Origin of the sequence: Desulfovibrio gilichinskyi, from assembly GCF_900177375.1 — a bacterium.
Lineage (GTDB): Bacteria > Desulfobacterota > Desulfovibrionia > Desulfovibrionales > Desulfovibrionaceae > Maridesulfovibrio > Maridesulfovibrio gilichinskyi.
Window position 1 is genome coordinate 386,252 of sequence record NZ_FWZU01000005.1, and the last position, 18,823, is coordinate 405,074.

At 41.5% G+C, this 18,823-nt stretch carries 17 protein-coding genes; 7 read left to right on the top strand and 10 right to left on the bottom strand.

All coding sequences use genetic code 11. The features are described 5' to 3' along the window. Positions 1-118 precede the first annotated feature (118 nt). Both B9N78_RS15630 and B9N78_RS15635 read right to left on the bottom strand, forming a co-directional pair. The gene (locus tag B9N78_RS15630) at positions 119-730 is read right to left on the bottom strand and encodes a GyrI-like domain-containing protein (RefSeq protein ID WP_085103953.1); all 612 of its coding nucleotides are present in this window, start codon (positions 728-730) and stop codon (positions 119-121) included. A 236-nt stretch (positions 731-966) separates the two neighbouring features. Beyond that, the gene (locus tag B9N78_RS15635) at positions 967-2,154 is read right to left on the bottom strand and encodes an iron-containing alcohol dehydrogenase (protein ID WP_085103955.1); all 1,188 of its coding nucleotides are present in this window, start codon (positions 2,152-2,154) and stop codon (positions 967-969) included. A 132-nt stretch (positions 2,155-2,286) separates the two neighbouring features. Between B9N78_RS15635 and B9N78_RS15640 the strand changes: the two genes are divergently transcribed. The 5 genes from B9N78_RS15640 (at position 2,287) to uvrA (ending at position 9,319) form a co-directional block, all read left to right on the top strand. After that, positions 2,287-3,096, top strand: coding sequence for an HD-GYP domain-containing protein (locus B9N78_RS15640; RefSeq protein WP_085103957.1), 810 nt, complete (start codon positions 2,287-2,289; stop codon positions 3,094-3,096). Between the two features lie 20 nt (positions 3,097-3,116). After that, on the top strand, positions 3,117-4,226 hold the full coding sequence (locus tag B9N78_RS15645; RefSeq protein ID WP_085103959.1) for a polysaccharide deacetylase family protein: 1,110 nt from the start codon (positions 3,117-3,119) through the stop codon (positions 4,224-4,226). 20 nt (positions 4,227-4,246) lie between these two features. Continuing rightward, complete coding sequence (locus B9N78_RS15650) at positions 4,247-5,353, top strand: glycosyltransferase family 4 protein (RefSeq protein WP_170921450.1); 1,107 nt, start codon at positions 4,247-4,249, stop codon at positions 5,351-5,353. Beyond that, on the top strand, positions 5,350-6,354 hold the full coding sequence (locus B9N78_RS15655) for a sulfotransferase family protein (RefSeq protein WP_085103963.1): 1,005 nt from the start codon (positions 5,350-5,352) through the stop codon (positions 6,352-6,354). Before B9N78_RS15650 ends, B9N78_RS15655 begins: the two co-directional genes overlap by 4 nt. 217 nt (positions 6,355-6,571) lie before the next feature. Further along, a complete protein-coding gene (uvrA, locus tag B9N78_RS15660) occupies positions 6,572-9,319 on the top strand; it encodes an excinuclease ABC subunit UvrA (protein ID WP_085103965.1) in 2,748 nt (915 codons plus the stop codon). A gap of 98 nt (positions 9,320-9,417) precedes the next feature. Here the strand turns inward: uvrA and B9N78_RS15665 are convergent, their stop codons facing one another. The 5 genes from B9N78_RS15665 to B9N78_RS15685 form a co-directional block, all read right to left on the bottom strand. After that, positions 9,418-9,729 (bottom strand): Hpt domain-containing protein, encoded by a 312-nt coding sequence (locus B9N78_RS15665; RefSeq protein ID WP_085103967.1) that lies wholly within the window; start codon positions 9,727-9,729, stop codon positions 9,418-9,420. A 65-nt stretch (positions 9,730-9,794) separates the two neighbouring features. Then, positions 9,795-10,589, bottom strand: a complete 795-nt coding sequence (budA, locus tag B9N78_RS15670) for an acetolactate decarboxylase (protein ID WP_085103969.1) — start codon at positions 10,587-10,589, stop codon at positions 9,795-9,797. A gap of 4 nt (positions 10,590-10,593) precedes the next feature. Beyond that, on the bottom strand, positions 10,594-11,133 hold the full coding sequence (locus B9N78_RS15675) for a chemotaxis protein CheD (RefSeq protein WP_085103971.1): 540 nt from the start codon (positions 11,131-11,133) through the stop codon (positions 10,594-10,596). 183 nt (positions 11,134-11,316) lie between these two features. After that, the gene (locus tag B9N78_RS15680) at positions 11,317-12,105 is read right to left on the bottom strand and encodes a DsbA family protein (RefSeq protein WP_085103973.1); all 789 of its coding nucleotides are present in this window, start codon (positions 12,103-12,105) and stop codon (positions 11,317-11,319) included. Between the two features lie 17 nt (positions 12,106-12,122). After that, positions 12,123-12,458, bottom strand: coding sequence for an STAS domain-containing protein (locus tag B9N78_RS15685; protein ID WP_085103975.1), 336 nt, complete (start codon positions 12,456-12,458; stop codon positions 12,123-12,125). 431 nt (positions 12,459-12,889) lie between these two features. Here B9N78_RS15685 and B9N78_RS15690 point away from each other — a divergent pair, with 431 nt between their 5' ends. Beyond that, positions 12,890-13,516 carry a hypothetical protein gene (locus B9N78_RS15690; RefSeq protein ID WP_085103977.1) on the top strand — a complete coding sequence of 209 codons (627 nt, stop codon included), beginning with the start codon at positions 12,890-12,892 and terminating at the stop codon, positions 13,514-13,516. Between the two features lie 68 nt (positions 13,517-13,584). Here the strand turns inward: B9N78_RS15690 and B9N78_RS15695 are convergent, their stop codons facing one another. Continuing rightward, a complete protein-coding gene (locus B9N78_RS15695) occupies positions 13,585-14,739 on the bottom strand; it encodes an MFS transporter (RefSeq protein ID WP_245805573.1) in 1,155 nt (384 codons plus the stop codon). Between the two features lie 223 nt (positions 14,740-14,962). On the opposite strand from B9N78_RS15695, the gene B9N78_RS15700 reads away from it, so the two are divergent. Then, positions 14,963-15,622, top strand: coding sequence for a M48 family metallopeptidase (locus B9N78_RS15700; protein ID WP_245805574.1), 660 nt, complete (start codon positions 14,963-14,965; stop codon positions 15,620-15,622). Between the two features lie 264 nt (positions 15,623-15,886). Here the strand turns inward: B9N78_RS15700 and B9N78_RS15705 are convergent, their stop codons facing one another. Together B9N78_RS15705 and B9N78_RS15710 are read right to left on the bottom strand one after the other, a co-directional pair. Next, complete coding sequence (locus tag B9N78_RS15705) at positions 15,887-17,074, bottom strand: pyridoxal phosphate-dependent aminotransferase (protein WP_085103981.1); 1,188 nt, start codon at positions 17,072-17,074, stop codon at positions 15,887-15,889. Positions 17,075-17,099: 25 nt separating this feature from the next. After that, entirely contained in the window at positions 17,100-18,650 is a 1,551-nt protein-coding gene (locus B9N78_RS15710; protein ID WP_085103983.1) for a DEAD/DEAH box helicase, read from the bottom strand. Positions 18,651-18,823 lie beyond the last annotated feature (173 nt).

Here is an 18,823-nt window from a genome sequence, read left to right on the forward strand (position 1 = left end):
CTCTCCACAGAAATTAGTACTATCATTTTACAGCTTATAAATTAAAACCTCTCTCAATTAATTGAGAGAGGTTTTTTATTGGTATTTTGCATCAATGATTTAAAGCATATTTTAAGAATTAATTAAATGGTTGGCGAAGAATGGTTTTAAGTTTTTCAGGGGCTGTTTTTCTTGCATCGCTAATATAAATTTCATGATGCTTTCCTGAGCAGGTTTTTCCCTGTTCTGTGATAGCCTCATGAATTTTATCAATAGATGATTTTTCTTCGCTGTATGGTCCAATATATAATATTTGAGCGCACTTTCCTTCTGCAAAGGCTTCAAATTTTATTTTGTCCAAGTCCGTGGGGTTTTTCTTTTTTTGAACTTCTGCAATTGCTGAAATGACCATTTCTTTAGAGATAAAATCCGGTTGCATTATCATAAGAGTCCAATCCCATAATTCCTTATTCCCAGCTGTAAAAGAGTCCATGTCTTCTGACCACCAGAGTCCCTCTAATGGCATCACAACATAATCTTGCCCAAGATCTCCTTTTTTGGACATAAATTTCAGGGCATATGCAACTGAATACAATGCTTCGATGGCATTTTTAAAGGATTCGGAAGTGTTGGGATCACCATGTCCGTCAATCATTAAAAAATTTATGCTCGGAACATCTACTATACTGATTTCTTTAGATGAAGGTTTATACAGCTCTTTGAAAATTTGTTTATGGTCTAGTTTGTTCATTTAACAGCCTATATTCTTAAAATTTAATGGTGTTAGATCATGAAGTAGTAATGATACTTATAGGTTCGAAGCTTGTAAAGGTAGTGTGATTTGTTGCATAAGGAATAGCTTTGGCAAAGATGTGAAAACGTCGATAACAAAAAAATCCCCTCCTTCGAACAAACGAAAGAGGAGATTCCCTATTACAATCAATATTTTTTAAAACTTCTTTTTAAAATTAAATCAAAAACTAAAACCTAAGCACCAAAAGCACTCTCATATATCTCCACAACCTCATCCTTATTCATTTTGTAAGGATCAAGAGTGAACAAAAATCCCATGGCGGTCATTGCGTTGTCTGCCAGTTTTCCGGCCTGTGATTTATCCAGTTTGTAATCGTTAAGATTCAGCCCGTCGCAATTAATATCTTTGATGAGCTTCTTGAGTGCAGTTATGAATGCCATAGCCCGTTCGCTTTCAGGTAGCTTGCTGACGTCCACACCCATTGCTTCGGCAAGTGCAGGGAACCTTTCAGGAACTTTTTTCGCCATGAACGAGAAGTAGGCAACACTTAGCATGATAAGCCCTGCGCCATGGGTGACGGCAGGATCAAATGCGCTAAGTGCGTGTTCCATTGAGTGCTGTGATATGCAGCTGGATGTTGATTCCACCATGCCGGACTGTGTGCTGGCCCATGCCAGTGCGGTGCGGGCTTCCATGTTTGAGCCGTCTTTTACCGCAATGGGTAGATTCTCTGTGATCAGTTTAACCGAGCTTAGCGCGAACAGGTCGCTTGCGGGCTGGTGAACATTGGCAAGATATCCTTCTGCTGCGTGGAAAAAGGCATCCATGCCCTGATATGCTGTCAGGTGCGCTGGCACGCTAAGCATCATTTCAGGGTCTACAATGGCGAGTACGGGGAAGGTCGGCGGGATACCGAAACCAATTTTTTCTTTGGTTTCAAGGTTGGTGATAACTGTCCACGGGTCAGCCTCTGTGCCTGTTCCGGCAGTAGTCGGAATGGCAATGAGCGGGAGAACTTTTTCGGTAACCGGTTTGCCCTTACCTGTTCCGCCATGTATGTAATCCCAATATGTTCCGGGATTGTTAACCATTATTGCGATGCTTTTAGCTGAATCAATGGAGCTTCCGCCGCCTAGGCCGATGATAAAATCGCAGCCGTTGTCGCGGGCCGTTTTTGCTCCTTCCATTACGTGATCAACAATAGGGTTCGGGAGAATCTTATTGAAGATTACCGCTTCAACCTTCTGCTCTTTCAGTGCGTTTACGACCTTATCAAGATACCCGAAACGGATCATTGATGTGCCGGAACTGATTACTATAAGGGCTTTTGTTCCGGGCAGAGTTACGGTTGCCAGTTCTTTTATGCGTCCGGCTCCGAAAATAATATTAGTAGGGATGAAATAGTTGAATGATGTATTCATTGAAATCTCCTTTATACGTTTGTTAGATGGTACTCTGTTCAGGTATAAATTGCAGGTGTTTTTTGCTATTTTTTTATAGTCGCATTATATATCGTCATCAGAGAAGTTAATCATTAATAGCAGGTACGCAATATGGACGGTTTAACTCAGCTTCTGGCTTGTATTCAGGATATCTCCGGCGGGAATTACTCAAACGATATTATGGAACTTACTACCGATAAGTTTGATCCGTATGTTCGTGAGATAGCTGAGTCTGTCGGTTTGATGATGGTGAAAATCGAAGCCCGTGAATTTGCTCTTGAGCAGGCTAACGAAGAGCTTAAACAAAATATTTTGGATACAGTAAAAGCCACTGCGCGCGGTCTCAGTCTGCGGGATAAATATACTCGCGGACACGGTGAACGTGTCGGTGAATATGCGCATAGACTTGCGCTGCGGGCCGCATTTTCAGAAAATAAAGTCTGGACCGTGAAACTTGCGGGAATTCTGCATGATATCGGGAAAATAGGGTTCAGCGACCGGCTGTTCTTTAATGAAGATACCCGCGTTGATGATGAGATGCTCGCTGAAATAAGACGGCACCCAGAGGCAGGATTTCGTATGCTGAGGGATCTTAAATTTCTCGGCCATGCAGTTGAATTTGTGCGTTGTCACCATGAAAGGCTGGACGGGACAGGATATCCCAACGGTCTGAAAGGAAATGAAATACCGCAAGGTGCGCGTATTCTCAGTATTGCGGATGTATTTGATGCCATTACAACTACCCGTACTTATCAGGAAGCCATGCGCCTTGATAAAGCTTTTTCCATTCTCCGCAAGCTGGCAGGGCCTTCGCTTGACCCTGAGCTTGTTGAACTCTTTATTGAAGAGATACAGGAAAACGGCCTTGAAATGGTCGATGAAGATTTTTCTACCTGTGCTTGCGAAACAGAAAAAGTGTAAAGTCTTCAGGATATTCAAGTATGAAGAAGAAATTTTTAGTCCTCATAGAGGATGATTTTGAAATAATGGGGAACGGCCTGGGAAATGTTGCGGATCTGCAATATCTACCTGCCCTTGCCCTGATGAATATTGCCGAAAAATACGGGGTAAAACTTACGTTTATGGTTGATGTCGCCCATCAACTGACCTTGAAAAAATTTTGCAAGCACCCTGAGGTTAAAATTCAGAGTAAGCTGTGGGCCGAAACAGTTCAGCTCATGATTGAGAGAGGATTTGACGTACAACTTCACCTGCACCCTCAGTGGGTGAACTCAGTCTATAAAGACGGCTACTTTCACCTGACGGACGTGTGGAATATCGGCCGTCTTCTGCCGGAAGAACAAACGGCTCTGATTGCTGATTCTGTGGATTATCTGGAATCGCTTTTGCGTCAGGTGCGCCCTGAATATGATGTCTGCGCGTTTAAAGGCGGGGCATGGGGGTTGCAACCTTCCACACATTTAATGTCTGAACTTGGAAAAGCCGGAATCCATATTATTATGGGCCCGTGTGACGGCATGGTTGTTAAGCGGCAGGGGCTTGATTACTCAGGCATGGAAGAAAAGAATCTTCCTTATTATCCTAACCATGACGACTTGACCAAAATTGCAGATGCAAGTGGAAAGTCCGTAGTTATTCCTTTGCAATCTTATTCTCCGGATTTATTAACTTTTTCAAAGTATATTTTTAATCATATTTTTTCGGGGTTAATTTCTAAAAGCCCGCTGCGATATTATCATTCCGGCTCAATTCCTGCTGATATCAGAGAGCTGAAACCGCTTAAAGGTAAAAATGATTTTACTTTGAATTTGCGTCCATACCGTACGCACCTTAAAATAGGTGATCAGCCGTTTTCATATCTTAAAAAATCATTTGATACAGTAATCGGCAAACTCCGCGAATATGATGCGGAACGGATTCCTGTTCTGATTGAGAGTCATACCAAGCAATATGCTCAAAATTATCGCGATATTGAACGATTTATTGCGTATATTGCAGAAAATTATGAATCCGAAGTAGAGTTTGGAGATATGAGCGGATATAGCAAAGAATTGCAGGATAATCCTAACTTGGCGCGTTCTAAAAAATGAGTGTTGCCGGAAAACAACAATTGAATTCAAGTCTAATAAAAGTTTTGATAATCTCTAGAGATTTAGACCACCAAGGTGGTGTTGTCGACACCGTAAAAATGCTGATGACAAATCTTGACGAGAGTTTTGAAGCAACGCATTTCGCATTCGGCAGAAAAGCCGGACAAGGCCTTTTTTCGGGATATTTACAGCCTTTTTTTGATGTGTTCAGCCTCGCTTATTTTTTGCTTCGTAATAAATTTGATGTTTTTCATGTGAATCCGTCGCTTAATGGGCGCGCTTTTTTGCGGGAATCGCTGGTTTTATTGCTCCTTAAAATTTTTGGATATAGCGGACGGGTGTTAGTTTTTTTTCATGGCTGGACCGTTTCATTTTTTGAGCAGATCACATCAAACTCTATTTATAATTCTATCTTCAAATGGCTCCTTTCTGTTGCAGGGAAGATAACGGTTCTCAGCTCAAAATATGAAAAATCATTAATTTCCTGCGGTATTTCCAAAGGCAGAGTCGAAGTTGTAAGTTCAATGTTTTCCAAAAATGATGTTCCGGAAAGTGTAGATTTGAATGTTTCGCAGCCTACTCTTTTATTTCTTTCAAGGATGGTTCGGAAAAAAGGTGTTTATGAGCTCCTTGATGCAATTGAAATTTTAACTGCTAAATATCCTGCGATCAAATTGATATTTGCAGGCGATGGCCCTGAACGAAGAAACCTTGAAGCAGAATCGGTTTCCCGCGGACTTAGTAATATTTCATTTCCCGGTTTTATAAGAGGAACGGACAAAAAAAGTGCACTGGCAAAATCAGATATTTTTATCTTGCCGACATTGTTTTCTGAAGGGTGTCCAGTCTCGCTGCTGGAATCTATGGGGGCAGGGCTTGCCTGCGTTGTTCCATTGTCCGGAGGTATAGAGGATGTTGTTCACGCAGGTCTGGATGCGGTGATTCTGCCGGAAATTACTGTGGCTGCGATTGTTAACGCTGTCACTTATCTTTTGGAATCTCCTGAGATTTTTAAAGCTGTTTCACTTGAAGCCCGTCAAAATGCACTGCGCCATTATGAAGCCGGTATCGTCAGTATGCGTATTTCATCAATCTATAAAGATTTAGCAAAGGCAGGGGTAAATTGAAAAGGCCTGTTTTCGTCGTAGGAGCTCCCCGCTCCGGCACAACATTAACGGCTAAGATAATAGGGAGACATCCTGAAATTTTTATGCCGGGTGAGAATTATTATTTTGATGATATTTATTCCCGTCGAAAAGAACTTGGCGAGGTCATTGACGGTGCAACGCTGGGGAAAATATATTCCCGCCTGCTTACTATATACGGCAGGTATAGTGAACCCGAAGATCAGGTCAGAGTTGATGAGTTGAAAGGAGGTCTGCTGAGTTTAAATAATTTTAAAGATTGTAAGAGCTATGAGCAGATCTTATCCAGATTTATGAAAGTTCAGACTGAGTTTGTCGGTAAAAAAAGATGGGGCAACAACGCTCCGCGCGATTTATATAATGTGCCTGATATAATAAATTTTTACCCGGAGGCTCTGATTATTGCCTGCGTTCGTGATCCACGCGACTTTATGCTGTCATATAGAGATAAATGGAAAACACGTGAAGGGGACAATGCTGAGCGGCTTAAAAGGTTATATCACCCGGTTATAACCTCATTGCAGTGGAAATCTTCCATGAGATCCTTAATCGGCTTAAAAAAAATAGTTCCGGCAGAGAATCTGTTTGTTTTGAAATATGAGTCTCTGGTTGATAATACCGAAAGTTCTGTTCAATCTGTTTGTAAAGTTCTCGGAGTGGATTACCATGCCGACATGCTAAATGTTGCTTCGCAGAATTCATCTGCCGAGAAACACGGCAAAGGGATTTTTGCTTCTTCTGTAGGTCGCTGGAAGGATGGATTGGCTTTGGAAGATGCATATATTATGCAGCTCATTGCCGGAAACGAGATGAGAGAATTGGGGTATAAAAGAAATGACCTTGCTGTCAGTCTTTCAGCTGTTTTTTGGAAATTTTTTACTGCTCCGTTCGCAGTGGCTAAGGGGCTTTATTTAAACCGCCATAAACGCGGGCCGATTGTCCCTTATCTGCTTAGCAGGATTAAGCCTTTTTTTAAGCACTAAAAGCTCTAATAATTCTTTGATAATAATCATTACTGTTTACTTGCCTTTGTTTCGAAAGTACTTATTCTTTCTGTTCACCGCTTGCGAGCATTGACTGCTCATTGAATAATTTCAGAATTTTCACGAAATACATTGCGAAGTGGTCTCTAAATAGAGCGTAATGTCACGATAATTAACGTTTGTTTCGAATCAGCAAGATTCGGACAGAGAGAAATATATGCAAAACAAGTCTATTCATATTGAAGGTGCCAAGCATCACAACCTTAAAGATTTGAATCTGGATATTCCCCGTGATCAGCTGGTTGTTGTTTGCGGACCGTCCGGTTCAGGTAAATCTACACTTTCTTTTGATATAGTTTATGCCGAGGGGCAGCGTAGATATGTTGAATCACTTTCTGCGTATGCTCGGCAATTCCTGCCGCAGCTTGATAAACCGAAAGTTGATAAAATTGAGGGACTTTCTCCGGCAATATCCCTTGAGCAGCAGTCCACTTCACGCAACCCGCGTTCAACGGTCGGAACAGTTACGGAAGTTTATGATTTTTTGCGTGTATTTTATGCCCGTCTGGGTAAATTCCATTGCCCTCAGTGCGGTAAGGCTATTGAAGCACAGACTTCAGATGAAATACTTGATAGAATGATGTCGCTTGAAGACGGTACAAAGTTTATGCTTCTTGCTCCGCTTGTTGATCATCAAAAAGGCACTCATAAAGATCTTTTTGCCAAACTTAAGCGTGAAGGGTTTGTGCGTGTAAGAGTTAACGGAGAGATCGTTTCAATTGATGATGTTCCTGAGCTTGAAAAGAACCGCAAGCATAATATTGATCTTGTGGTCGACCGTCTGGTCATAAAGAGTGATATCAAGAAAAGACTCGGCGATTCGCTGGAACTTGCCCTGCGTTACGGTGATGAATCAATCATCGTCTCGATTATCGACGGTGAGGATATTTATCTTTCCACCATGTCCACATGTCCTTCCTGCAAAATAAGTATGCCGCGGCTGTCTCCGCAACTGTTTTCGTTTAACAGTCCGCAGGGAGCTTGTCAGACCTGTTCAGGAATCGGCAGCGTCGAGTATTATGAACCGGATTTACTCGCCCCCAATAAAGGACTTTCCTTGAAATCCGGCGCAATTATTCCTTGGAAGTCCCCGCAAATGTTTGCGCGGTACGAGTCAGATTTTCGCGCTTTAGGTAAAAAGTACAAATTTAAAATTGATACACCGCTTAATGAATTTTCTGAAAAAGCTTTAAAAGCCTTGTTTTACGGTGATGAAAAGCTCGAGTGGGAAGGTATTATCAATCAGCTTGAGTCAGGTCGAGATCTCGGGCGTATCTGGCGTGATGAACTGTCCCGTTTCAGGCAGAACACCCCTTGTCCCGCCTGTAACGGAGCTCGTTTGCGGCCGGAATCTCTTGCCGTGCTGGTTGAGGATAAAAGTATTTTCGATTTCTGTTCCATGTCCATACAGCGTGCGCTGGACTGGCTTGGCGCATTGGAATTCAAAGGACATGATTCACTCATCGCAGAACCTCTGATGAAAGAATTGATTCATCGCATCGGATTCATGGTCAATGTCGGTCTCGAGTATTTAAATCTGGGCCGTAATATGGCGACTTTGTCCGGCGGTGAAGCGCAGCGCATCCGGCTGGCCGGTCAGCTGGGTTCAGGTCTTGTCGGTGTTACATACGTGCTTGATGAACCTTCTATCGGGTTACATCCGCGTGATAATGAACGACTTATCAAAACACTGCGCTCACTTCAGGGTAGAGGAAATACTGTTCTGGTGGTCGAACATGATGAAGCGACTATCAGGAATGCCGACCATGTTATTGAACTAGGGCCCGGCTCAGGTATGCTTGGCGGGGAGATTGTTTATCAGGGCAGTGTTGCTGATCTGCTCGGTAAATCTCAGTCACTTACTGCAAAGTATCTGCGTGGTGAGCTTGCCATTGATAAACCGGATGAAAGGCGTGTTCCGACCGACTGGATAAAGCTTCGCGGGGTCACAACAAATAACCTTAAGAATCTTGATGTGGATATTCCGCTCGGAATATTATGCTGTTTCACCGGAGTTTCCGGCTCAGGAAAAAGCTCGCTTGTTGTGGATTCCATGTACAAGCATCTTGCTTTAGCCAGCGGAATAAAAGTTGACCAACCGGGACAGATTCGCGGTATTGACGGTGCAGATAAAATCGAGAAGGTCATCTCAATTGATCAGTCCCCTATCGGCAGAACTCCGAGGTCCAATCCTGCGACATATACGAAAATATTTGACGAAATAAGGAATATTTTTGCCGCAACTAAGGAATCAAAAAAACGCGGCTATAAAGCAGGCAGATTCAGTTTCAACGTGCGCGGCGGTCGTTGTGAAGCTTGCAGCGGTGACGGACAGATAAGAGTTGAAATGCACTTTCTGCCGGATGTTTATGTCACCTGTGATGTCTGTAAAGGCAAGCGTTACAACAATCAGACTCTGGAAGTAGATTATAAGGGACGCAATATTGCTGAAGTGCTTGATATGACAGTCCGTCAGGCAAAGGCGTTCTTTGAAAATCATCCTACGCTGAAGCGAAGATTAGAAGTTTTAGAGCAGGTCGGGCTTGAATATTTACAACTCGGTCAGCCGGGAACAACTCTTTCAGGCGGCGAAGCACAGCGTATTAAAATATCCCGTGAGCTTGGTAAAAGAAGTTTGCCCGGAACGCTCTATATTCTCGATGAGCCTACTACAGGGCTGCACATGCATGAAGTAGGTAAGCTGATCAAGGTCTTGCAGCAGCTTGTGGAAAAAGGGGCAACGGTTATTGTTATTGAGCATAATACCGATGTTATCCGTGCAGCGGACTATGTATTTGATTTGGGACCCGGGGGTGGTGAATCCGGTGGCCGAATTGTAGCCAAAGGTACACCTGAAGAAATAATTGCGAACCCTGAATCAGTAACTGGTCAGTTTATACTATAAGCCATATTTATAGCTTTCCAGAAAAACTCCGTTCTAACTTTCCAGTAAAGTTGATCGGAGTTTTTTTGTTCTCATATTCTAATGAGAGTGACTAAAATTTAATCCATCGGTACATATTCTATTTCAACATTTTCAAGATACTTTCTTATTTGCGCCGTAGATTCAGGAACTTCTTCCATTATTTTTGCACAGGCTTTATCTTCAATCAGCTGGCCAAGTCTTGTCAGCTCTTCAAAACCGTACGCGGCTCCTGTTCCTTTCAGTTTATGCCCCAGCATTCTAATCTGATCAAAGTTTTCTGTTTTGATAGCTTCTTCCAGTTCAACCAGTTCCTTATGGCGAATTTCAAGATAGCGCGGCATTATTTGTTCAAGATCTTCATCAACTTTTATAATAAATCTACTGTTCACGGTATTCCTCCAGAATAAAAAAAATAGCTACCCCTCAAAAAAAAGGGATATCTCACATTTTATTATTACTCTTTAATGGAACTTTTTTCTACTTTTTTTAATTCATTTTCTTTGTCATGAGTAAAATTAGAATCTAAAAAGTTTTTAGTCGTTGGAAGTTGTAAGAGTAAATTACTGTAAGATCCAACCTTTGCGATAAGATTTTTGAAATTGCAGCCTAGGACATGACCGCCTGCGGTGCGGTCTTTAGTAATAAAGTGCCAGTGGAATCCGGGAACGCCTATTCCTTTCATATAGACAGGGCTTTTGATCCCTATAAGAGTTCCTTCTATCTCGGTAAATTTAAATAAACTTTGATGTTTTACAACTTCAACAAGCGGGAGGTAGGGTTTTTTTTGCTCAGGAACACTTCGGGTTTGCATTGTTGCAAATCTACCGTCTATACGAATGGCAAAGAAAAGATTTTCCGAAGGAAGATCTTTAGTGACTTTTTGATTCAACTCATCAAGTGAAGCAACTGAATCTATTGTAAGTATGGAATTTGTTCTGAAATTTAGAGCGTCAACAAAAGGAACGTATGTAGAATTATTCACAGCAACGGCTTTACCGTCAGATCCGACCCGGTATACTTCGTTATCAAGAAATACCATCTCTCCGTTTAAACTGTTAAAGGTACCGATTCCGAAATCTCCGTGACTTTTAAGTTCTGCAACGGACAAATCTCCATCGTAGTTACCAAGTAACAAGGAATCAATGGTTGAATATTGATAAATAGTTTCGTCGGCATATGCAGGATTAAATGAAGCAATTAAAATATAGCTGAAAACCAATACAGGGATAATCTTTTTAAATATGATCATATGTTTAGTCATGTGGGGATAAATTATTTTTAAGTAAGGTTTGTTTATCAAGTCTTTTAAGCCAGATGTCACCGGTATGTGTAGCAAATAAAATTTTTCGTCCGACATTCCCGCCGACATCCATGGACTTAGGGTGAAGTCCTTTTTCTGCTAAGCATTTGAAAGCCATTTTAACATTTCTATCTCCGACAGAAAAGAAGTTTGGAGCTCTTACTTTTGATAAAGTAAGTCCACTGGAACCGCCGAATATTTTAACTTCAAGTCTTGATTTATTGGCACCTATACGGGTCATACACTCCAATAAATAGTCTACAGCTGTATCAACATACCGGCAAATCTGGATAGACACCTGCTTGTCCGGGTTTATTTCTTTTCTTGATGGCAGAAATGCGTGGCAAATTGCACCCTGTTGTAATTGTGAGGAAAACATGGAAATGGAAACACAAGATCCCAGTACCGTAGAAACTATTGTAGGCTTTACTCCGATGAATGCATCTCCGGTGTGGAGAAAGACATGGGGTATGTCGGAGTTATTTAAATCCATTGACTTGTCCTTTTATGCAGAAGGTTCATTTCTTAAATAATATACAGGAAAAAGTACGCATAGTCTAAGCGTATTCTATTAAAGTAAGCTTCAAGTTTAGATATATGATTTTTATAAAAATTAAATTATAAATAACAGGCAGAAGGTAAGCTTTTAGATAGACAGAAAGAATACGCCGGAATTCTATTTTGATTTATGATCGCGGATTAGTTTGATAACTTCTTGAAATTCGCTAAGTGGTGCCGCGCCTGTTACCGTTAATCCGTTGATAATGAAAACTGGCGAAGCCGTGAATCCGAATTTTTTAGCTTCGTTAACATCTCTGGCAATAATACTGTTAACTTGATCGGAATTTATGTCTTTGTGCAGACGCGCTAAATCCCCACCGATTTTGAGTACTAGCCCATCCAGTTCTTTCAATCCGGTTTTATTGATTTTAGACTGGCTTGTGAACAGCATATCTTTAAATGCAATTGCTTTTTGAGTATTTTGGCGAGCTAATGCTTCATAATACTGCGCTGCAGGGCGGGACATTCTATGAAAACCTTGCGGATTGTGACGGTAATGATAATTAACGTTCGGATCAGCTTTTAAAAGTTCTTGTACTGTCTTATCTGCTTTTAAACAGCTTGCTGATTGAAAATCAGAATACGCGAATATTGAGATATCACCATTCGGGTTTCCCCATACAGGTCTGCCGACCATCAGAAGAGGCATATAGGGGGTACTTAACTGTTTTATTTGTCTTTCACGGATTTTAGCTTTGTTTTTCTTTTCAAGGCCGATTTGCATGAGATCGTAAAGTTCTTCTTCATGCCCTTTTAAAGCCTTTAAAATAAGCCCCGGGTTGTCCTTTAATACTGTAATAACTTCATTTCTGACTGTGGAATCGGGGTTTGTTTCAGCTTGTGCAAGCATAGGGGGGATAGTGAAAAATACAGCTGCTATAGCTATGAGAATATGAGGTTTCATTTCATCCCTCTCGCTGGCTAAGAAATATCTTTTGCGGCGAGCAGGGCGGAACCGTAAAGATTGAACATAGACCCGAATCCCGAAATTTCAAACACTTCACTGATCATCCCTGTGATATTAGCAAAGGCAATTGCTCCGTTTTCAGCTCTGAGTCTTTTAGCTGTGGATAGAATTGCCCGTAATCCTGCGCTGGAGATATATTCAAGTTCGCCAAGGTCCAGAACAATTTTTGTGTCTCCCTTTTTAATGAATTGGCATATTGTGTCTTCAAAATTTGGAGAAGTCAGCGCGTCAAGTCTTCCCTTCAGTCCAACGACGAGCGCATTTTCAACTTTTTTATTACTGAGTTCCATGTTTATTCCTTAAAACCGTAACAGCTATATTCAGACGGTAAAAATTAACTATTTAAAAAAATCAATTTCCTTTATTTATATGATTTTGTAAAGAGTTGTTGATTGAAAGTTTTCTTTATGGTGTGTCTACAAAAATTAAACTTTGTAGCCTGTAAACTTTAATTATAATATGAAATAGATTAAATTTATATAAGTGATTACTTTGAAATTGTAACTTTATGAAGTGATAAATGGATGCAGGTATTATTATCTCTGTAATTTTGGTTTGTTATTTGCATGATGCTCTGGGCGGTGTCAAAAGGATCATTTAGAAAATTAATGGTAATATTTACTATTATTGACTTGTTGATTGAAGATTGTTATATGTTAATTAAGGTATTAGAAATTTATCGGGGTCTTTTTCTATAGAAGGAAATGGGAGGAAATAATTTATGAGTAAGCTAATGAAGATTTTGGTGCTTATGTTTGTGATGTCTTTGCCGGGTTACGCTTTTGCGTCTCCTGTTTATTTGACTTTTCAGGGAACTGTCAGCCAGTCCTGGGAGACGTATGACGATGGACATTTACTTAAAAAAGCTGGAATAAAGGTTGGAGATACATTAAAATATGTGGTTAAAATTGACTTTGATAGGGGAGGGACTGAGTCTTCCCCCAATGGTGTAGCCTACCCTTGGAGTCATCAAAAGGTTAATACATACTATAGCTATGCAGGTGGAGTACTGGAAGGCACTGTTAATCATAAAACAAATTGGTTTGAGACTCGTCAGGATAGTCAAAGCTATACGTTCGAGGGGCAAACTGGTAGTGCTAGTTCAAATGTTTACATAAATAGCTGGACTGGTCCTTTTGACTCTCTTGACATTGGTTCACAAATTTCTGTGCTTACAGAAAAAGCTATCGGTAAAAATGGAAGGGAGAGTTCACTAGCTCTAAAAGATATTACCGTTACCAGAATTTCAAATACAGCTCCTACACCTCTCCCCGGTGCACTCTTGCTTATGGGTGGCGGGCTTGGTTTAGTCGGTCTTATCCGTCGTAAATTTGCAAAGAAAAGCTAGTTTTTATTAAATAATTGTTTTTTTAAATGGCCGCTCAAGTTGATATGAGCGGCCATTTTTTTATCAGATTAATTCATTTTTATTTTAAGTTCTCTGTCAATAAATTGGACGAGAATCAGTGAGAAAGCTGACAGCACCGCAGCACTTAGAAAAACTATGCGGTAATCCTGCATCCATGCAATGCCGGCAAGAATCGGAACTGCCACGGCTGCAATGTGGTTGATGGTAAAGCCCACAGCCATACTTGGAGCAATATCCTTTTTATCTGCAATTTTTTGGAAGAAAGTGCGGATACCCATGGCGAAACCGAACAATATATTATCCAGAATATAAAGTATTGCACCTACCAGAGGACTGGTTGTGAAAGCATAGGCTACAAAAATAAAAATCAGGCATGAGTATTCAAGACTAAGTACTTTCCTTTCGCCGAACTTATTTACAGCTCTGGCAATCGCCGGATTAAGGAAGTAATTGATGATGTTATTTATTACAAATAATATTGTGATAGACTGAATGCTGTAATGGAATTTTTGGACCAGCAAAAAAACTGCGAATGCAACAAATATCTGCCGTCTTGCGCCTGCCATGAAGGTTAACGCGTAGAAAAGCCAGTATTTTGATTTTAGGATCATCTTTTTGTGTTGAAGCGGCATTCCTGTGGACGAGGGATCTTGAAAAGAGCAATAGATGCCACCTGAGATACCAACAATCCCTGCCGCTACAAACATTTCTGTATAGCTGAAAAGACCTGAGACTGCGAAAATTGTCACACCGACACAAATATTTGTTGCTGCTCCAAGGCTTTTAAGCCTGCCCATCACAATCGGTGCTTCTGTAAAATTGAAATATTGCAGCGTCAAAGACTGATTGAGCGTTTCATAATAGTGAAAGCCGAATGACATAAGTATGGTCGTGAATGCGATACCCGTGAAAGAAGGCATGAACCCTGTCAGTGAAACTCCTATGCCCATAACAATAACAGAAAGTGATGCCAATCTATGTTCTTTAATAAGGAAAAGAAAATAGATTACAAATAAAGACAGGAATCCCGGAATTTCGCGAATTGAACCTATTGTTCCGAACTGTACGCCGTTTAAGCCGGCGACATCTACTGCGAAGTTGTTTAAAAGAGTTCTCCAGCCCTGAAATCCTATTGTCGTTGCTATCGTCAGAACAAGAAGAAAAATATACATTTTGCGAGAAGTAAAGGCAGGCTTGGTCACTGGAAATCCTTGGTCGGTGGAATGTTGGTAATTATTTAAAAGGATTTAAATGAATAGCCCTGAAGATTTTACAAGACAAGTAAAACTTTTGCAGCTTAAAAAGCGGTAGCCAGTAGAACTGAAACTGATAGATATGTAATTAAAGTATTATCTATTTAAGGGTGTTGCTATGTGTGATTTTCCGCCTCCGTATTCAATACGGGTAAGTGCTAGGGCGAAAAATGTGATCATTAAATTGATTCCTGATAAAGGCCTGGAAGTGGTTCTGCCCAAAGGGGTAAGCAAAAGAGAAGTTCCTAAGTTCCTTGAAAGAAAGAGGGAATGGATTTTATCCGCAATCAGTCATCTTGAAGGTAAAGGCTTTTCACTTTCTCCCCCCAAACTTGTTCTGCCTGAGAGTATATTTTTTGCTGCCAATGAAACTGAAATTTTTATTCACAGAGTGCGGACCAGAAAAGTCGGTTTGCATGTCCGTAAAAATGTAGACAAGTTGATGTTAAGCGGAACGGATTGGACTGAGCAGGAAGATATTGCAGCTTTGACAGAGTTCGTGCGCACTCAGGCCCGCTCTTTTTTATCAGCCGAGATAACGGATCTTTCCAAAGAACTTGGAATGAATTTTAAAAAGCTCTTTATCAGGTCACAGCGGAAACGGTGGGGCAGTTGTTCTTCAAAAGGTAATATCAATCTTAACATGAAGCTCATGTTTTTGCCGTACAGTTTAGTACGCTATGTGATTATCCATGAGCTTTGTCATACTGTTCACCTGAATCATTCGCTTAAATACTGGCAACTGGTTAAACAGGTTGAACCGGATTTCCAGTTGCTTGAAAAAGAGCTTGGCAAAGCAAGCCTTCTCGTTCCGGATTGGATTAATTTATAAGAGAAGTCTTCAGTTTGCTACAATAGAAACAACAGCGTTTTCCACAGGTGTGCATAATCTGAACATCTAACTGGAATAACAGGTTTAGTTTTGAACATATGTAGTTCATATTGTATGGAGAAAAGGGAAAAGGACTATTTCAGAATATTATACCTGAGCTGGTTCACTTAAGCAGGAAGAGACTTCTATAGGTATGATGGAAATTTGACAAGTAAAAAAAAGAGGGGAGACCGTTTCGGCCTCCCCTCTTTTTATATAAGCTTATTAAAACTGTGCGATAGCTTTTTTGAAACCTTCACGAGAGCGTTCAATCACGTCTACGCTTACGCAGAACGCCAATCTGATGTACCCGGGGTATCCGAACCCTGTGCCGGGAACTGCAAGAATCTTTTCTTCCTGAAGTGCCGCGCAGAATTTTACATCATCTCCGCGGGGGGCGGCAGGGAAGAAATAGAATGCGCCTTTAGGCATTGTGTATGAGTAGCCTGCTTCATCAAGGATTTTAGCCATTGCATCGCGTCTTTCAAGGTAGATGTTTTTATCAACTTCAGACCCGAGGGCTTTTTCAAGCAGTTTTTGTCCAACAGCCGGAGCGTTGACAAAGCCGAGAATGCGGTTGGTAAGAACCAGTCCTGCAAGCAGGGTTTCTTTTTCAGGCATATCCGGGTTGAGCAGCGCGTAGCCGATTCTTTCTCCTGCCAGTGACAGATTTTTTGAAAAAGAACTTACCACAATGCTGTATGGATAAAGCGGCAGGACCGAAGGAACATCTACTCCGTCAAAGGCGAGGAACCTGTAAGGTTCGTCGGCAACCAGAAAAATAGGTCTTTCGCGGCCGATGTTTGCTTTTTTCAAAATTTCAGCGAGGCGTTCCAGATCTTCTTTTGAGTAAATAACGCCTGTAGGGTTGTTCGGGGAATTTATCAGTACAACACGGGTTTTTTCATTGATGGCTTTTTCTATTCCGTCAAAGTCCAATTCAAAAGTCAACGGTTTGGATGGAACTGTAACCAGTTCTCCGCCGGAGTTCTGAGCGTAGAACCCATACTCTACAAAGTAAGGAGCAGGGCAGATAAGTTGATCACCCGGTTCAAGAATGGCGCGATAGAGAGCATTGATTGCTCCGGCAGCACCGCAGGTTACGATGATATCGCTTCCTTCAACCTTAACTCCTTGTTCCTGCGAAATATGTTCTGCCATTTTTTCGCGCAAAGAAGGGTAACCTGCATTAGGCATGTATCCGAATGTAAACGGTTCTCCGGCACATCCTGCTATTTCTCTGAGACCGTCAGCTATTGCAGCCGGAGCCGGAACATCAGGGTTGCCGAGAGAGAAATCGCATACAGCATTTTCGCCAAATTTTTTCTTTAAGATCATTCCGGTTTCGAACATCTTACGAATCCAGGATGAGTGGTCGAGGTAACCTGCTACCTGACTTGAAAGCAATTTCATCTTCTAGTCTCCAAATCGTTTTCTGTTAGTATCTGTCATGTCCGCCGGAATTTCTGCCTTGCGGTCTACCACCTCTTTGAGGTCCTCCGGAACGGTTTCCTGACCTTGGAGGTCTTGCTTGCCGTTTGCTGTTGCTTTCGATCTGATCTTCAGATGGCGGCTGCGGCGGGCGGGCGTGTAGCGAGTTCTGATAAAGTTCATCCATGAGCATTCCTACCAAAGTGCATTGCTCATCATCTTCCGCAAGCTGGCGGACAAGGTCTTTGTAGCGGTTGATGCGCTCTTTTTCAAGAATAGTTGTTGAGCGGTATTTGCTTTCCAGAATGTTGGTAAGCCTTTCATTAATAGTATTTAAAACCTCTTTATCATCTGGCAGGGCGCGGCAGTCAAAGTTGATACTGTAAGTTGCAGCAATTCGTTGCAGTTCCAGTTTCTGAATAACATCAACAAGAGAAATTGCTATTCCCGATGATCCTGCTCTTCCTGTGCGTCCTGCTCTGTGGATGTAAGATTCTTTATCTTCAGGCGGTTCATATAAAATAACATGCGATAGATCCGGAACGTCAATTCCGCGTGCCGCAATGTCAGTCGCCACCAGAAATTTAATTTTACCGGATCTTAAATCTCCAAGAATACTTTCTCTTTTGTTTTGCGAAAGGTCTGAAGTTAATTCTCCGGCGTTGAATCCAAAGTTGTTCAGTACGGCAGTTACGAAGTTTACATCAGCTTTGGTATTGCAGAAAATGATGGCTGAGGTGGGATTTTCCATTTCAAGGACTCGCATAAGCTGTCTTTCGCGGCCCATGGCTGGAACTTCGTAATATGCGTGTTCTATTTCTGCGACATGAACATGTTTACTGCTGAGGCTTAGAAGCTGGGGGTTGTACATAAACTCTTTAGAGAGCCGCAGTACGTGTTCGGGGAAGGTTGCTGAAAACATGTAGGTGCTGATCGGACGGTCCGGCAGATAGGATTTTACCTGTTGCATATCGGGGTAAAAACCGATTGAAAGCATCCGGTCAGCTTCGTCGAAAATCAGTGTTCTTATATCTCGCAGGGAGAAAGTCCTTTTCATCAGATGGTCTAGAATTCGGCCGGGAGTTCCCACAACCATGTGAGCCCCTTTTTCCAGCTGTTCTTTCTGCCTGCCGTATCCTACTCCGCCGTATACGGAGAGAACTCTGATTCCTGTATCTTTGAAAATTATTTCAGCTTCACGTTCAACCTGTCTCGCGAGTTCTCTTGTAGGAACTAGGATTAAGGCTTGTGTGCGGTTAAGTGAAGGGTCTATTTTTTCGAGCAGCGGCAGTACAAATGCACCTGTTTTTCCGCTGCCTGTTCTTGCCTGAACCATCAGATCAATTCTCTTTAATTGATATGGAAGAGATTTTGATTGAACCGGAGTCAGGTTTTCCCATCCGGTTTTTTCCAACGCATGTTTGATTGAGTTCGGCAGGTCTTCGATGGAAAGTTCTAGCAGAGCTTCTTCCGGTTCGACCACTTTGTCAGGTTCTTGATGGGCGTAGTTGTTTTTTAATTCTTCGCCTATTTGGTGGTCATCTTTCGAATTTTTCATATTCTTTTATCCTGTAATATTATGATGTAACTTTTAGTACTTAAGCCAGAATAACTCCTTTAGGCAAAGAGTATTTTGCGCAGTAAAAAATGTTATAAGCGTAAGCTATCAGATACTTGTTTTAGTATAGGTTATAACGATTTGATTTGAAACACAAAATGAGGGTAATTGTA

Bases quoted from the DNA above. Each gene is read 5' to 3' on its own strand.
- B9N78_RS15645 (WP_085103959.1), top strand. From the start codon at position 3,117: ATGAAGAAGAAATTTTTAGTCCTCATAGAGGATGATTTTGAAATAATG.
- B9N78_RS15680 (WP_085103973.1), bottom strand. From the start codon at position 12,105: ATGAAACCTCATATTCTCATAGCTATAGCAGCTGTATTTTTCACTATC.
- B9N78_RS15710 (WP_085103983.1), bottom strand. From the start codon at position 18,650: ATGAAAAATTCGAAAGATGACCACCAAATAGGCGAAGAATTAAAAAAC.
- B9N78_RS15675 (WP_085103971.1), bottom strand. From the start codon at position 11,133: ATGGATTTAAATAACTCCGACATACCCCATGTCTTTCTCCACACCGGA.
- budA (WP_085103969.1), bottom strand. From the start codon at position 10,589: ATGATCATATTTAAAAAGATTATCCCTGTATTGGTTTTCAGCTATATT.
- B9N78_RS15690 (WP_085103977.1), top strand. From the start codon at position 12,890: ATGAGTAAGCTAATGAAGATTTTGGTGCTTATGTTTGTGATGTCTTTG.
- B9N78_RS15705 (WP_085103981.1), bottom strand. From the start codon at position 17,074: ATGAAATTGCTTTCAAGTCAGGTAGCAGGTTACCTCGACCACTCATCC.
- uvrA (WP_085103965.1), top strand. From the start codon at position 6,572: ATGCAAAACAAGTCTATTCATATTGAAGGTGCCAAGCATCACAACCTT.
- B9N78_RS15640 (WP_085103957.1), top strand. From the start codon at position 2,287: ATGGACGGTTTAACTCAGCTTCTGGCTTGTATTCAGGATATCTCCGGC.
- B9N78_RS15630 (WP_085103953.1), bottom strand. From the start codon at position 730: ATGAACAAACTAGACCATAAACAAATTTTCAAAGAGCTGTATAAACCT.
- B9N78_RS15685 (WP_085103975.1), bottom strand. From the start codon at position 12,458: ATGGAACTCAGTAATAAAAAAGTTGAAAATGCGCTCGTCGTTGGACTG.
- B9N78_RS15635 (WP_085103955.1), bottom strand. From the start codon at position 2,154: ATGAATACATCATTCAACTATTTCATCCCTACTAATATTATTTTCGGA.